The organism is Pedobacter anseongensis, from assembly GCF_037482965.1.
Lineage (GTDB): Bacteria > Bacteroidota > Bacteroidia > Sphingobacteriales > Sphingobacteriaceae > Pedobacter > Pedobacter anseongensis.
On the sequence record NZ_JBBHKB010000001.1, the window covers coordinates 360,809 to 377,037 of the forward strand.

A 16,229-nucleotide genomic window follows, 5' to 3' on the forward strand; every position below is an offset into this window, starting at 1 on the left:
CGCATGGATAAAATCACTAAAATGAACAAAATTCTAGATCAAACATTTTGGAACAACACCATCTACCAATGGTGTATTGCATTAGCAATAATTATTGTGCTCTTTATCATCATTAAAATTTTAAAAAAAATTGGTCTTAGTAAAGTTAGAAAACTGGTTCAAAAGACCAACACGCAATGGGACGACTTTTTCATTTCCATCATAGAAACATCTGGTATTCCTTTGCTTTATATCAGTTCAGTTTATTTTGCGCTTACAACACTCACCTTTGCGAAAAAAGTTGATCAGATTATACATGTGGCCTATCTGGTTACCACTACTTTCTTTATCTTAAAAATCATCAGTTCGGCTTTTCGCAAGTTTGTGTATTCCTTTATCCAGCGTGAAGAAAATAGCGAGGACAAAGAGAAACAGGCAGCCGGACTGATAGTTGTAGCAAATGTGATGATCTGGATAATGGGAATTATATTCCTTGTGGATAATCTGGGCTATAATGTAACCACGTTAATTGCTGGCTTGGGTGTTGGAGGTATTGCGATAGCACTTGCGGCCCAAGCAGTTTTGGGCGATCTTTTCAGCTATTTTGTAATTTTCTTTGATCGACCCTTCGAGATTGGAGACTTTATTGTAGTGGGCGATAAAAACGGTGTTATCGAATATATAGGCATTAAAACTACGCGGATTAAAACATTAAGCGGCGAACAGCTTATTTGTTCGAATACAGACCTTACCAATTCTAGGCTTCACAACTTCAAAAGAATGGAGAGAAGAAGGATTCTCTTCAACCTTGGCGTAACCTACCAGACCACCCACCAGCAGCTTTCTGAAATACCCGATTTGGTTAAAAAAATTATAAGTTCTAGAACAGACCTTATGTTTGATAGGGGACATTTTTCTGGTTATGGAGATTTTAGCCTTAATTTCGAATTCGTTTACTATGTACTTAACCCAGATTATACGATATACATGGATAATCAGCAGGCGGTTTACCTCGATATATTTGAAGCCTTCGAAAAGGCAGGAATCGAATTTGCTTATCCAACGCAAACCGTTTTCTTAGAAAAAGACAATCCCATATCTTCAACTAAAACCGGTTAATTCTTGAATTTTTCGCTATCAAATTGAGGCTTACCTAATGATCTCAATTTGATAGCGAATTAGTTTTTAATGTACGCTTTTAGGATATTGGCAAATGGATTGAAGAAGTTCTACAACGAGATATGGAGTGTGTAAATTATACTTTGCGAAAGACGCCTGATGCCCAACCTTTATTGTATATGCAGATGGATTATTTCCAAGTACGCTAAACATGTCTTCATCGGTCTTATCATCTCCAATGCACAGAATAAAGTCGTAATCACTTCTAGCAAGTTTTAATTCAACGGCCTTTCCTTTATTTACACCCTTGTTTCTAACTTCGATAACCTTATTACCATTAATTACATCTAAAGGTAGATGTAACGTATATTTTAATAATTCCTCGTATAGTTCAGCGGCCTTTGTGCTCGACAAGAAGGCATCAGCTTTTCTATAATGCCAAGCAAGCGAGAACTCCTTTATTTCGATAAAAGAATTTGGGCATTTACCAACATAATGTTCCATAATCTCGTGCACTTTATCCTTCCATCCTTCTGGCTTATTGGTAACCTCGCTTTTCCAATCGCCATTGTATTCACGGGTTTTTGCACCGTGTTCAGCTATCAAGCCGATATTAAGTGCCCCTAGCCACTGTTCAAGTGTTTCACTATCGCGCCCGCTGATGATATTTAATTCGGTATTTTCGAGCTGACGTATTTGGCTCAAAACGCTAAGCAGGTTTTTATTTGGATAGGCCATATTCGGCTCCTTTGAAAATGGAACTAGCGTACCATCATAATCGATCAGCATCAGTCTCTTTTTTGCATTCGCATATGAAGTTAAGAGCTGGGATTTTACAAAGCTGTCCATAAATTTCACTTCAAACTTGAGCTGTTGCGACTTAACCATTTCCAGTTCCGTGAAATAATCAACTGCCCATGCTTTCACATCATACCGTTTTATCCGTTTGCGCATGGTCTCAAGTCTTGCTTGTTGTTCAGCTTCTTCCATTTCTAGTCCTTTTTTAATCGTTTCAGCTATTTCATCCCGATCATTCGGATTAATTAATAAACTCTCGGAAAGTTCTGCGGCAGCACCAGCCATTTCACTTAGTACGAGTACCCCGCGCAGATCGCTCCTGCTTGCCACAAATTCTTTGGCCACGAGATTCATTCCATCTCTTAATGGTGTGATTAGCGCAAGATCACATGTGGTATATAACGCCAGGAGTTCATTGAATTCAAGATGGCCATATTGATAGATGATCGGCTGCCACCCAATATCTCCAAGGGTACTGTTAATATTTCCAATGTACTCGTCAATGATTTTTTTCTTCTCGCTGTATTTAGCAATCGTATCTCTCGATGGTACAAGTACAAGTACAAAAACAACACTTCCGTTATAATGCGGATTATCCAAAATAAATTTTTCGTAAGCCTCTAACCTGTTATAGATTCCTTTAGTATAGTCTAGGCGATCAACCGAAAAGAGCATCTTTTTTTCTCCCTTAATCTCCAAATAATTTTTACGGAGCAGCTGCACCTCCTCGCTTGCTAAAGCGTTATTAAAAAGCTCGAAATCTACACTTATCGGGAAGGCATCAACCTTGATACGTCTATTTTCCCATTCTAGATATTGCCTATCCCTTTCTACATTCATTGTCGTTTCTACCGTTTTTAGAAAGTGTAGTACATAATCGGCAGTGTGAAAACCAATCAGGTCGGCCCCCAACATCCCGTTTAAGATTTCTTTCTGCCATTTTTTAGGGATAACCCTAAATAGTTCGAATGAAGGAAAGGGAATGTGAAGAAACAGGCCGATGGTGAGTTCTGGAAATTGTTTTCTAAGCATGCCTGCAAGTGGCAGCAAATGATAATCGTGTATCCATAGTACATCACCTGGCTTTAGCTCTGCTGCAAGCACATTGCAGAATTGTTCATTTGCTTTAATATAAGCTTCAAAAAATGAAACATTATAATCGGCAAAAGAAGGAAAATAATGGAAAAGAGGCCAAACTATAGAATTAGAAAAACCATTATAATATTGGTCATACGTTTGCTCGTCTATAAAGACAGGAAGATACTGGTAGGCAGAAGACTTATCTGCCAAATCTAAACCATCCCATACCTCTTCACTACAGCCAGGCATACCGAGCCAGATTTTTTCCGAAAAAATATCTTTTCCCCCGGTGTTTAGATAAGCATCTACGGCAGAAATAAGTCCGCCAGAAGATGGTCGTGTATGAAATCCATGATCGGTAGTTTCAATCGTTAATGGTAAACGGTTGGAAATAACAATTAATCGCTTATGCATAATTTTATTCAAATATGAACCTGTAAAACCAGGTTAAGTCACCGAATAAGGCCAAGAAAAGTGGCAGCAAGAATTTTTCCTGCTCGGCGGAGAGCGCTTACAAAGGTACAAAAATTTTATTTAAGGGTAATTTTACCCTTGTTTATAAAAATATTGGCCTATCCAATTTAATGGCTATTCGATACGCCGCATTCATTAATCCAACATGGCTATAGGCTTGTGGAAAATTACCCCATTGGCTTCCCGTCTTGGCATCTACATCTTCGCTGAACAGCAGCAGGTGGTTGCAATATTTGATGATATTTTCAAACTCTTTGATCGCATCAGCTGTTCGGCCAACACAAGCCAGGGCTTCAACATACCAAAAGGCGCAGATTAGAAAGGTGGTTTTAGGTTTTCCAAAATCATCGGCATGCAAATAGCGGTAGAATAAGCCGTCTTCGGTTTTTAAGTCATTTTCCAATCCTATTAAATGGTCTTTTGCTTTTTGCGATGTGGGATCGAGGTAATTCATTACAATAAGCTGCAGTGTACTGGCATCTAGGTAAGGACTACCAACTGCATTGGTGTACACTTTTCTGACTGGATCATAACAGGCTTCGATATGGGCAGCTGCCTTATCTATAAGTACTTGCGCCCTATTTTCAAAATCTTCATCTCCTATCGTTGTTGCCATTTTTAGGGCAGCTTTGGCGCCTGCCCATTGGAAAAGGTTACTATAACAATGAGTATTAGCAATATTTCTGAACTCCCAGATGCCGGCGTCCTTTTCATCAATGGTAAGCTCGATCTTTGAAAGGACATGGTCTATCCATTTTTTAGAATCGCTACGTTCGGAAAACACAAATCTATGGTCGGTATAAAGTGGCAGCATTGAAATAAGAACTTGCCCGTAAATATCATTCTGAATATGTTCTGAAGCCTGATTTCCTATTCTTACCGGTTTTTCGCCTAGATATCCATCTAAATTTTCCAGTTCGAACTCTGTAATGTTCCTTTCACCTGTAATGCTGTACAGTGGCTGGTACCGTTTATCATCTGCGAAAGAGATGTCTGACAGATAGCTGAAATATTTCTCCATTTCTTCGAAGTGACCTATATGCGATAGCGACGTAAGGACATAAAAAGAATCTCTAAGCCAGCAATAGCGATAATCCCAATTTCTCGTGCTCCCTGGAAATTCTGGCAAACTGGTGGTGCTTGCTGCAATGATTGCTCCTGTATCTTCGTATTGATGTATTTTAAGTACTAGGGCAGATCTGATTACAAATGGTTGAAAAAATCCAGCTATTGAGGAATGTTTGATCCATACCCGCCAGTAGCTAATGGTTTCTCGCAAGAAAGATTCCACCGTGCTTTCAATTGATCCCTCAAATCTATACCCATAGGTTAAGATGAGGTATTTCGTTTCATTGAGTACAAAATATTTCTCCTCCAAGATGTAGTTCAACGAAACATTTGTAGTGAGTTGCATCGTTTCTTGTTCCGCTCCCTCATAATTAATCTGATTACTGCCAGCAGTTGATTTCATTTCATGCTCCCCATAGCCATAAACAGGTTTGCACCTCACCCTTACTCTAGGATTCCCCTCCATGGGTTCGATTTTTCTGATCAACATTAGGGGTTTGAAATATTGGTTATTATCTCTGAATCTTGGAGCAAAATCCGTTATCCGATATTTACCCTCTACCGTTGAAATTTCAGTCCTTAAAACATTTGTATTTTCAACATAATGCTGATCTGTTTTGTATTCGCCATCTGGTTGGATCGAAAATTCACCTCCTTTTTCTTTATCTAATAAGCTACCAAAAACAAATGAGCTATCAAATCTGGGCCAACATAGCCAAGAGATATCTGTATTTAAATTTACGTGAGCTATAAACCCACAATTGCCAATAATTCCGGTTTGGTATAGGTGTTTATCTTTCATTCTCTATTTTATACTATATTTAGATGGTAATTTAATGAAGCTAGCAATCGGTTTAAGACAGGTTATATTGTTGTTCCGCTTAAAATAATTGCACCTTTTTTAACAACAACGATTCCGTCTTTAACAGTATAGTTCCCATAGTCTGCATCTTTCAGATGAGCACCTCCATTTATTTTAACATCATTACCTATTCTACAATTTTTATCGATGATAGCATTGTTAATATGGCACCTGTCTCCGATACCAATTAAGGAATCTCCTGCTTCGGTTGCGGATTTAATTTCATCAAATGTCTGATACCGATCTGCCCCCATCACATACGAATTTGTAATTACGGTATCTATTCCAATTCTAGATCTGATGCCCAGAACCGCATGTTCAATCTTTTCGGCATGAATGATACACCCTTCTGCAATTACCGTCTTTTGTAATAAGGTATTGGTTATTTTTGATGGTGGGAGCATTCTTGCTCTCGTAAAAATGGAATGTGCATTGTCGAATAAGTTGAACTTTGGCAATTCATCCGTTAAGCCCAAATTAGCTTCAAAAAAAGAGCAAATATTACCAATATCGGTCCAATACCCTTCATATTGGTAGCTTAGTACCTTACTTGAATTTATGGCTCTTGGCAAAATTTCTTTACCGAAATCCTTCTCATCAGGGTAATTAGCCAATATGTTGGTAAGGAATTCTCTGTTAAAAATATAAATCCCCATTGATGCCAGGTAATTTCTACCCTCTTGTTGCATTTCAGTACCTGTATCAGAAACCCACTCCTGCAAACCAGTTTTAGGTTTTTCTATGAATGATCCAATAATATTACCCTCATCGGCTTTTAAAATCCCGAAGTCTGACGCATCCTTTGCATTTACAGGGATAGTGGCAATTGTTACTTCAGCATTGCTATCGATATGGGCGGCTAGCATATCTTTAAAGTCCATTTGATAAAGTTGATCGCCAGATAAAATCAAAATATAATCAAAATCGTGGTTAACAATATGATGCATACATTGTCTAACTGCATCTGCTGTTCCCTGAAACCAGTTCGCATTTTGCATTGTTTGTTCTGCTGCCAAAATATCAACAAAAGCGCTGCTAAAATTACTAAAGTGATACGTATTTTTAATGTGCCTATTTAATGAAGCAGAGTTAAACTGTGTTAACACGAACATACGGTGTATCCCCGAATTTAGGCAATTCGAAATTGGAATATCTACTAATCGATATTTACCTGCAATAGGTACTGCGGGCTTAGAACGAGCATGTGTTAGGGGTGCTAATCTTGAGCCTTGTCCCCCCCCAAGGATAACGCCTAGTACTTTTTCTACCATGATTGATAACGCTTAATACGCGATTTTGTTTTCTTAAAAGCGAAAATTTTAATTGCTTCTCTTGCGCTCCTCCTCATTTCCACCTTTGCGCTCTTGAACCTTAACCTTTTGATTTCCAAAACTATAGCGAAGGTTTAATCGTATCTGCCGATTATCATTATAATTATAATATCGCTGCACAATTTCATTGATAACCGTCTCCCTATTTTCACCTCTCGTTCTAAAAATATCGGAAGCTACTAATGCAATTTGAATCTTTTTATCAGCTAAAAATGTACTCAGGCCTAGATCAACTCCACCCCTGCCTTTTGTTCGACCAAGCACGTTGCTAGTTGGAGAAAAGTAGTCGAGGCTCAGGTCTGCCATCCAAGTTTTTTTTGAAGTTAAGGTAAGCTGGTTCGAGGATGAAAGGTACGCACCTGAGCCACTTCTACCCGGTACTTGCTGTATGGATGAAGTTGAATGATTATAAAAAATATCAACCTGGTTTACCGATTCGAGCCAACTTATAGGCCTAAGGGATATACTGTTTGATACCCTATATTGATTCCTTCCTATAAAATTCAGGGGTCTATTTACTTGTAAAACTGATCCCTGTTGCGTAAAATTCACTTCACCATAAGCATTGCTAGCCAAGCTTAGTGAAAGACCAATATTCCATACTCCTTTATAATTATGAGAAAGTTCTAGGTTATTCGTGTAATAGGGCAACAGAAAAGGGTTTCCTTCCGTAAAACTAAATTGATTGGTGTACCACCTAAAGGGGTTAAGTTTTCTGTATGGAGGACGCTCTATTCTCCTGCCGTAAGAAAAAGAGATTTTACTCTCCTTCCAGGTCGACCTGTTGAGATACAGAGTAGGGAAAAACTGCATATACTTTGTTTTATTAATATTCCCTAACGATATCCCCTCATTCGCGGTATATTCTGCCCTTAACCCCACTTGTACATCCCATTTCCCTAAATTAGTACTTGCACTGCCGTAAAGTGCACTGGTATTTTCTTTGTAAGAAAAACTATTATACTGGTCTGGTTCAGGACTAAAAGCACCCTTTAATAGTGTAAGAAATAACATATTACTACTATTTCTTATCAAACTGAGCTTCCCTCCGTATGAAAGTTTAAAAAGAGATAGTATTTGTTCTACATCTGCTCTTAACGTATACAAATCGATTTGCTGGCCACTACCTGATAAAAACTTGGCATAATCTGAGGGCTCCAGACTACCATTTGGATCTAATGTTGTATTGTCAAAATTTCGTTTTTTATCATCGTTAAAACTGAAATAGTCGGCATTAAAGTCAACACGACTGCCTTTTTTTGAAAATTTGTGCTTTAAAAACACACCTGCTGCATAATAATTTGAATTTATCTTGGCTTGCGCATCTGAATTGATAAGTGCATCCGTTTCACCCGATGAAAGCGTAGATCGGGAGCGGATCACTTCGGTAGAATGAAAGTCTGTAGCACCAGTGCTTAAAGATGCGCCTATAGCTGTGGATTGGGAAATATTGTAGGATAGGTCTGCCAGTCCCGAAGGCACAGTTCTGTAATTCCTATCTTTATCAATCGTATTCCAATTATTGTCTTTATAAAATACGGTGGACTCCGATATCGGAACCAGCGAGCCTTTCCTAAAATTTATCCCTGCAGTTAAACTTACGTTTCCCTTTTTATAATTCAGATTTCCGCCTAAAGCAACTGTCGGAAAAATGGCTTTTGAAAACGTGGTATTAACGGCGCTTTTAAAGCCTTCATCTGAATTTTTCTTTAAAATAATATTAATAATTCCTGAACTTCCCTGCGCATCAAAACCCGCTGGAGGATTTGAGATCATTTCGACTTTTGAAATAGTTGCGGCCGACAAGCTTTTTAGGTATTCAGCCAGATCATCACCTGAGAGCGAGATCTGTCTACCATCTACCATTATACCTGCGGCGCCTTTACCCGATAACGAAACGATATTATTTTTAACTTGGACACCAGGAATTTTTCCTAGCATCTCCAGTACGTCGGCACCTGTAGCGGCAGCACTTCCTTCGGCGTTAAAAATCCTGCGGTCTGTGTGCGTTTCGATAAGCGATCTTTTAAACTGCACCTCTATCCCTTCAAGTTCCTTCGTTTCATCATCCACCTGAATAATTAGGTTGGTATCCCTTGTCAGCTGGATCTTAAATTTTTGCGGTTTAAATCCTATTGCCGAAATTTTAAACAGGTAATTTGCCGCTTTAAGGCCAGAAAAATAGAAAGCACCTTCCTTATCCGATTGAGTTGAAAAAAGTATAGCTGTTTCCTTTCCAATTGAAATTGAGGCACTGGGCACCGCTTTTCCTAGCGAATCTTTTAATTTTCCACTTACCTTAATTTGGCAATAGCAAACGCATGTACAGAGTATAAGCAGTGCTGAAGATACTATTCTCTTCATTTTTTATGTTATTTAATTAAATAGCATCTATTATTTACCCTGGATTTGCCTTTTGTACTTCGCTACTGCGGTTGTAATATCTTCCGCTAAAGCATCTCTTCCAGCTGAGGTAAGCAGGAGTTTCCGGTCTGAATCGTTGTTCAGGTTGCCAAGTTCCAAAACAACTGATGGTTCGCCATATTGGCGTAGTAAATAGAGCTGAGGTGATACGGTTATATTTTTGTGAACCTTAAGTGTTCGGTTACCTGTTGATAATTGCTTTTGCAGTATTGTGGTAAACAGCTCCTCGTTCTGTTTTATCTTGGCAGGTTTATTACCGATCAGTATACGAATACCACGCTGTTCCCTCACCGCAGAATCTATATGCAGGGATATAAAAAGACTGCCTTTACTTTTAGCCCTTTCTTTTAACGTGAGTTCACTGTCGTCATTTCTTGTGAGTACAATCTTTATCCCTGCTAAGGCCGCCTTTTGTTCAATACGATTTGCAATATCCAATGTGAGTTCCTTTTCATTAGCATTTCCTGAAGTGCTTCCCAGATCTCGACCACCGTGTGCAGCATCTGCCACAAGGATAAAATCAGTAGTACTCGGTACAGCATACACAATCTTTAAAGAAAAAAGTACAATAAAACCAAAAACTAGCGGAATGGAGAGCAAATAGCGCCATCGTAACTTATAAACACTTGCTGGAGCTAAAAGCATTGCAATTCTTAACTTTAACGGATGGGTGCTCAGCGAATGGACAGGATAGATTCTTTGTCGTTTTCTTGCCAGATCTACCAAACTATGTGCATACTGCTCTGTTCCCAGAAATCTTGCCGAAAGCATATCTGCCTGAAATTCGTGTACCTTTTCTAGTTCTTGTTCATATAAATAGACTAGTGGATTAAACCAAAGTACTGACCTGCAAAGGAGCATAAATAATTTATCTGCAGAGTGCCATTTCTCTGCATGAATGCGTTCATGAGTAAAGACTACTGATTTTTGCAAGTTCGATAGCCCTTCACTTTCAATGAACACCAAGTTAAAAAACGAGCAGTTTCCCATTCCTTTTAACCCATAGAAGATTTTGAGCCTTCCTTGTTTTTCATCTGCTCGCCTTGCCTTAAATAAAAGTTGTGAGATATCAAAAATACCCTTCAAAAAAATAAGTGATGCTATCAACGTATAGACCAACGCTAGAATGCTTTCTATTTCCAAAGAACTTTCATTGATCACATCATCACTCTTATCGGTTTTAACAATAGGATGACGCTCAGTTTCAAAACCTCCCTGTTCACTTTTAATTGCTACTGTTTTTTCAAGGGTAATATCAATTGCGGGAACGATAAAACTGATAATTAACGATAGGATTAAAAAGCTTCGGTTTGCCTGAAAAAAGCTTGTACGCTTAAGTAAAAAATAATAAAAAAGGTAAAGAACGACTGAACATAACGATACTTGAAAAAGATAGATCCATAATTCCATATCAGTGCGTTTTTTCTATCATGCATTTCATTTCTGCTATATCCTCCTCGCTTAGCGACTCTTCGCTAAGAATATATGATAAAAGCCTTTTAGGCGAACTCTCAAAATAACCTGAAACTAGTTTTGAAAAACTGGTTTTTGTATATTGTTCTTTTGAAAGTGTGGGGAAATATTCATACGTCTTTCCATAAGCTTTGTACGAAACATATCCTTTTTTTTCGAGTAGGCGAACAATTGAAGATACCGTATTGTAAGGCGGTTTGGGTTGCTCTTCAATATGTACCAAAATATCTTTTACAAATGCTTTCTCCAGTTTCCAAAGGATTTGCATGATACGTTCCTCATTGCGCGTAAGATCTTCCATAGCCAAATGTAAAGTTTAGATTTCAGTTTTACAACTAAAATTTAGTTACATAACTAACTTTTAGTTGTAAATTGTGATTAGTGAGGGATTTGTTTTTTCAATACCAAAGGTTGCACACATTTTAATGAAGGATAGAAAATCGGTTGTGCTCGTTTTTACCATGATGTTAATATGACCATCGGTTACATAGACTTAATAGTGCGATGTTAAACGAGGTATTTGAATTACACGAACCATAATACATTACGATTACCATGCAAAGGTGCGATGGCGAAAAAGTCTGTAATTGTAAAAAATAGTTTTACTACAAGAATTTTTTGAATTTTTCGGGGGTATCGCCAGTAAACTGCTTGAAGTGTTTGATAAAATGAGCTTGGTCGAAGAAATTATTTTCGTAGCAGATTTCAGAAAGCGTTTTGCTTTCATTCAGGCTGTGGAGAACTGTATTGAAACGAACAATGGAGGCGAACTTTTTGGCTGTGGTTCCAACTACCTTTCTAAACCGCTTTTCAAATGGACTTTGGCTGATCAATAGCTTTTCGCTCAATTCTTTTATGCGGATAGCTCCATTACTTTGGTAAATAAGCTTAACCGCTTCAACAATTAATTTGTCTCTTTGAAGATCATTGAGCTGAGATGCTAAAAACTGCTCAACGATTTTTATACGAAGTATGTCTGTTTTGGCTAGCGCCAATTTTTCTTCTATTTCTGTTATACTGGTTTTATCGAAAATGTAGTCAAGCGAAAGGCTCAGATTAAAGAGTTCATTAGCAGGATGTAAAGTAAAATGACTAAAGCCAATTTCAGTAAAATAAACTAATAGTGTACCTATCTGGGCAGAGTTTTTGAAGATTTTGTAACCGTCTGTAATTCCCGTTATCCCTGCTGAAGACAGTTTAGTTACGGTGTTATCTTTTATGCTTGAAAGTTTTCCCTTGTATTGAAATCCCATAACAAGGCCAGAAGATGGGAAAACTTTATATTCATTTTCAAATTCGTTCTCCGACATTACAAAATATTTAATGTAAGGCTTTAATTGTTCGGTCGGAAAATATTTGTCGAATTTCATTATTAAGAAATGGTTTTCAAAACTATGTCAAAAGGCCTGCAACAATTTAATTTCATTTCTATACAACAGGATCTTGCCGTCGTTTTCCAGTTGTTTAAGCAACCGTGATATTACTACCCTGGATGTAGCTAATTCATCTGCAATCACGTAGTGAGATACCTTAATCACACTCGATCCAAATAGTCTTTGTTTTTCTTTAAGGTAGGCGATTAAGCGATCATCCAGCCTGTGGAATGCGATACTTTCGATGGATTTGAGCAACTCTAAAAAACGCTCATTAAAACTATGCATAATGTAGTTTTTCCAGCTTGGATATTTACAGAGCCACTCATCTAATTTGGTATGCGGAATGGCAATCAATTCAACATCATCCTCGGCTATGGCTTTTACTTCGCTTTTCCTAGCCTCCATACAACAGCTATACGCCATAGAACAACTTTCATTGCTCGACAAGTAATAAAGCAGTATCTCCTTGCCAAAACCATCCCTTCTTAGAACTTTCAGGGTTCCGCTAATTACAATAGGCATCATACGGATGTATTTGCCGTAATCCATAATAACGTCTCCCTCTTTAAAGTGTTTTAATTCGCCATATTGCTTTAATTCTTGCAATAGTCCGGGTTCAAAGTCAGTTCCAAAATTGTTAACCTTATCCATGCTTAGTTCGTGATCCAAATTATAAGCTCAAATATAGATCAAATTTAGCGCCGTTTATTCTTACCTCCCACAAAATCTAATACCAATTCAAGGGGACAAAAAAACATCTTCCTGGTAGTAGAGTAGTTAGAAAGCTTGGTCGGTAACATTTGCTACTTACCCAGATATTGCCGACCCATTTGATTGGTCGGCAAACGGATAGGCCTTAGTTTTATTTAACAAGCTGGTTTACCTGGCTCCAAGAACCTCCATCGATTATGTTAGTAAGGCCATTTTGTTCCAATATCAGCTTAGCTTGGCGGCTTCTTCCTCCACTCTGGCAGAAAACAACCGTATTTTTCTTGTTCTTGAATTTGACAAGATTGGAAGCTAACTGATCTAGGGGGATGTTTACAGAGCCTTTTACTTGGCCACCCGCAAATTCAGCCGAGGTTCTAACATCTACTAAAAACGCACCATCGGCAATGGCTTGTTGTAAACCGGCTGGTGCTGCACCGCCGAATAACTGATTAAAAAAGTTCATGATCGTGCTATTTAAATGATTTTTTTTGTGGACTGCTATAGCCCTTTTATTTTATTCTTACCTGCAAAAGTATGAGATGCATAAAGCCGTCAGGGTAACAAAAGTTACTTTCGAAATTAAAAAAGGTATAAATCTGTTAAAAAAACCACAATTTTCGTTACGGCTTTAGCTCCTGAGACTGTGTATTTTTCTAGAAATTTGCTTGATGATTTGACTAGAATTGCAAAATTGACGACAATGATTTACATAAACTACAAGAAGTTGGATTTGATTGATAAGTTGCAAATTCAAATAGGTGAAAATTAAAGTGCTTGCGCTGTTGGACCGAAGATGAATAAAACTCATTAAAATGGAAAATTAGTTGACTTTCATAATCCAAAGTTTTCTTTTGTCCATTTAAGCTGATTATAGCCTTGAATAAACTTTAATCTAAGCTCTAATAGTTTTTCTTGCATTTCAATGAGTTTATTCTCGCGGCTGTTGATAAGAAAAAGAGAACTTTCTCCGTTATCATACTTAACTTGTTCTGCCAGGAACAAGCGCTGGTAGGTTTTGGCATTTTGCAATGCGAGGCTAATTTGCTGATTGTAATTGATGACTACATTTTTATAGGTATTAATTTTAATACTAATTTCTTGCCTCTTGTAATCGATATCGAGTTGGTTTTGCTGAATCTTAAATTTAGAGATGCGAAAATCTGCCCTTGCCTGTCTGAGAAAAATTGGGATCTCCAACTTAAACCCGTATTGATAATTATTTTGAAACAAGGGAAAAAAATTGCTATGATAATTTTCTTTGTTCATGAAATTATAGGTAAGATCTACCTTTGGTAAAAGGCTTTGAAATTTTAATCGACGCTCGCTCTCCAGTATATTTTGCTTTCTGAAATAGAATAGAAGTGAAAAATGATTGGCTAACGGGGCGCTATCAACATCTGTAATTAGCGTTATATAATTTTGGTAAGCCAAGTTATCTTCCAACGAAGCTAATGGGACGATTAATCTAGAAGTGTTGTAAGGTTGTTGATTTTCTTGCCATAAAAACAACGACAACTGCTGGGTTGCCTTAACAAACTCCAAGTAGGCATTTGCTTGTTCCAACTCAAAACTTTGCAATTGCGTAAGCGCTTCTACCGTATCAATGGCCGCCCTCTCGCCATACTGAAAAGTTTTTTTTATGAACAGCAGCCTTTCTTGATTAATTTTAACTGCTTTGCTTTGTAACCGTAATACTTCATAAGTTTTAACCCACTCCCAGTAGGCATTTTCTGCTTCCAACATCAACTCGTTAGTTAGCAAGGTTTGCTCTGCTTCTGTCATTTTCAGGGCAAACTTTGCTTGTTCCAATAAAGCCCTGCGTTTATCGTAAACTAAATTCTTGGCCAATGGTATGGTCAATCCAAATTGATATAAGCCGCCCTTGGTTTCACTATTATTTAGCTTTTGTCCATCGATGTAGTTATAACTACCGTTTAGCTCTACACCGTACCAAGTTGGAATACCGAGTTCTACATTTGTTTCTTTATAATAGTTGGTTCCATCGATGGTTTTAGAACCTTTCTTTGCTGCCAGGGTTGGATCGAAATTCCCTCTGGCACCCCGAATTTCTGCTTTAGCTATCTCATTTTGCAAGCGATAGCGAAAAGCAAGGGGATGATAGTGTTTTACCACCGCTAAAAACTCCTGATGTGACAGCTTCAAAGTATCCTGAGCATTGACAGACTGAACAAAACCAATCAAAAATAGAAACACTCCTAGTTTATTTCGCCTTTTCATTATTATTGCTAGTTTTAACTGTATAATAATCTGGTGGGAAGCCATTTATATTTCGCCATAATTCGTACCAGATAGGCACATCGTTTAAGATAGCTATGCCTTGTACCCCTGCTCCCATTTTTATTTGTGGCGGCCAAGGTTTCTCCGTTGGATCTTCTATAACCAATGCCTTGAAAAGACCGTTGACACTGATATTACTTTCAATGGCTACAACTTTGCCCGTAAAGGTGCCGTAGCTTGAGTTTGGCCATCCAGAAAATACGATGGCAGGGAAGCCATCGAAAATACACATTACCTTTTGACCTTCTTTGAGTAAGGGGAGATCAACAGGTTTTACATAAATTTCTACTGCATAATCCACTTGTTTGGGCACAATAATCCCTATGCTTTCAGTGTCTTTAAGGATTTCTCCAATACCGGCTTTGTTTATGGATACCACCTGTCCGTCTTGAGAAGCCAACAAAAAATAAAGTCCTTGCCTTGCTTTATAATTAGCCACTTGATTTTCTAGTTTGGCAATCTCGCCGGTGCTCCCCTCAATTTGCCCCATACTTTGAAATCGCTCACCTTCTGTTTTACTTACTTTCTCTGTATAGTCTTGTATTGCTGCATCCTGCTCTATATTTACCGTCACGATTTCCTGCCTTGTCTGGGCTAGTTTATTTTCAATGGCAGTTTTCTTAGCTAATGTGTTCTGAAAGGAAACACTTCTTTGTTGAAACTGGGTAAGCGAGACCAAACCGTCCTCATACATCTTTTTTTGACGATTATACTGGTCCTCACTTATTTTTAACTCATTATTGGCTGCAACTAGCTCTGCTTCTTCGCCAACAAGCTTATTATTTAATTGGCTAATTTTAACTTTAAGCTGATTTAGCTTTAGCTCTCTTGAGGCATTTAGTGCGCTAAGTTGATTATCAGTTGTTCCAACTTTAGCCCTATAATATTCGCGAACCCCAATTTTTGCCTTTATCTGTTGTTGGGTACGTTCTACCAACAAGGGATCCATGTAATCTTCCTTAATTTCAGCCAATTGTAGTAGCGTGTCACCCTTTTTTACATGATCGCCATTTTTTACGTACCATTTTATAATCCGCCCAGGTATTGGCGAGTTAAGTTGTTGAGGGCGCTGATTTTGGTACAAGGTACTTACGTTACCTCTTACTTTAATATTTTGAGTCCAAGGCAAGATCAATACAACTACACAAAGGGCTAAAAAAATAAAAAACCATTGTTTTACGCTAGAGTCTCTGTTGATGTGATAAATATGCTCTATTGATTTTACTTTCATATTTA

The 16,229-nt window shown here is 37.9% G+C and carries 12 protein-coding genes; 1 reads left to right on the forward strand and 11 read right to left on the reverse strand.

Annotation, left to right across the window (positions count from 1 at the left end; all coding sequences use genetic code 11):
• The first annotated feature begins 21 nt into the window (after positions 1 to 21).
• Positions 22 to 1,098 (forward strand): mechanosensitive ion channel family protein, encoded by a 1,077-nt coding sequence (locus WG904_RS01740; protein ID WP_339577568.1) that lies wholly within the window; start codon positions 22 to 24, stop codon positions 1,096 to 1,098.
• Between the two features lie 66 nt (positions 1,099 to 1,164).
• On the opposite strand, the gene WG904_RS01745 is transcribed toward WG904_RS01740, so the two are convergent.
• The 11 genes from WG904_RS01745 to WG904_RS01795 all read right to left on the reverse strand — a co-directional run bounded on the left by WG904_RS01745 (position 1,165) and on the right by WG904_RS01795 (position 16,224).
• Positions 1,165 to 3,390 carry a bifunctional alpha,alpha-trehalose-phosphate synthase (UDP-forming)/trehalose-phosphatase gene (locus WG904_RS01745; RefSeq protein ID WP_339577569.1) on the reverse strand — a complete coding sequence of 742 codons (2,226 nt, stop codon included), beginning with the start codon at positions 3,388 to 3,390 and terminating at the stop codon, positions 1,165 to 1,167.
• Between the two features lie 142 nt (positions 3,391 to 3,532).
• Positions 3,533 to 5,320 (reverse strand): glycoside hydrolase family 15 protein, encoded by a 1,788-nt coding sequence (locus tag WG904_RS01750; protein WP_339577570.1) that lies wholly within the window; start codon positions 5,318 to 5,320, stop codon positions 3,533 to 3,535.
• A gap of 62 nt (positions 5,321 to 5,382) precedes the next feature.
• A complete protein-coding gene (locus WG904_RS01755) occupies positions 5,383 to 6,651 on the reverse strand; it encodes a glucose-1-phosphate adenylyltransferase (RefSeq protein WP_339577571.1) in 1,269 nt (422 codons plus the stop codon).
• A gap of 48 nt (positions 6,652 to 6,699) precedes the next feature.
• Positions 6,700 to 9,075: an outer membrane beta-barrel protein gene (locus WG904_RS01760; protein WP_339577572.1), complete on the reverse strand. Its 2,376-nt coding sequence runs from the start codon at positions 9,073 to 9,075 to the stop codon at positions 6,700 to 6,702.
• Positions 9,076 to 9,105: 30 nt separating this feature from the next.
• Entirely contained in the window at positions 9,106 to 10,545 is a 1,440-nt protein-coding gene (locus WG904_RS01765; protein WP_339577573.1) for an N-acetylmuramoyl-L-alanine amidase, read from the reverse strand.
• A 1-nt stretch (position 10,546) separates the two neighbouring features.
• A complete protein-coding gene (locus WG904_RS01770; RefSeq protein WP_339577574.1) occupies positions 10,547 to 10,909 on the reverse strand; it encodes a BlaI/MecI/CopY family transcriptional regulator in 363 nt (120 codons plus the stop codon).
• Between the two features lie 304 nt (positions 10,910 to 11,213).
• Positions 11,214 to 11,978 (reverse strand): helix-turn-helix domain-containing protein, encoded by a 765-nt coding sequence (locus WG904_RS01775; RefSeq protein ID WP_339577575.1) that lies wholly within the window; start codon positions 11,976 to 11,978, stop codon positions 11,214 to 11,216.
• Between the two features lie 27 nt (positions 11,979 to 12,005).
• The gene (locus tag WG904_RS01780; protein WP_339577576.1) at positions 12,006 to 12,653 is read right to left on the reverse strand and encodes a Crp/Fnr family transcriptional regulator; all 648 of its coding nucleotides are present in this window, start codon (positions 12,651 to 12,653) and stop codon (positions 12,006 to 12,008) included.
• Between the two features lie 193 nt (positions 12,654 to 12,846).
• On the reverse strand, positions 12,847 to 13,158 hold the full coding sequence (locus tag WG904_RS01785) for a rhodanese-like domain-containing protein (protein WP_339577577.1): 312 nt from the start codon (positions 13,156 to 13,158) through the stop codon (positions 12,847 to 12,849).
• Positions 13,159 to 13,526: 368 nt separating this feature from the next.
• Positions 13,527 to 14,933 (reverse strand): TolC family protein, encoded by a 1,407-nt coding sequence (locus WG904_RS01790; protein ID WP_339577578.1) that lies wholly within the window; start codon positions 14,931 to 14,933, stop codon positions 13,527 to 13,529.
• Complete coding sequence (locus WG904_RS01795) at positions 14,917 to 16,224, reverse strand: HlyD family secretion protein (protein ID WP_339577579.1); 1,308 nt, start codon at positions 16,222 to 16,224, stop codon at positions 14,917 to 14,919. The genes WG904_RS01790 and WG904_RS01795 overlap by 17 nt, the downstream gene beginning before the upstream one ends.
• Positions 16,225 to 16,229: the final 5 nt, after the last annotated feature.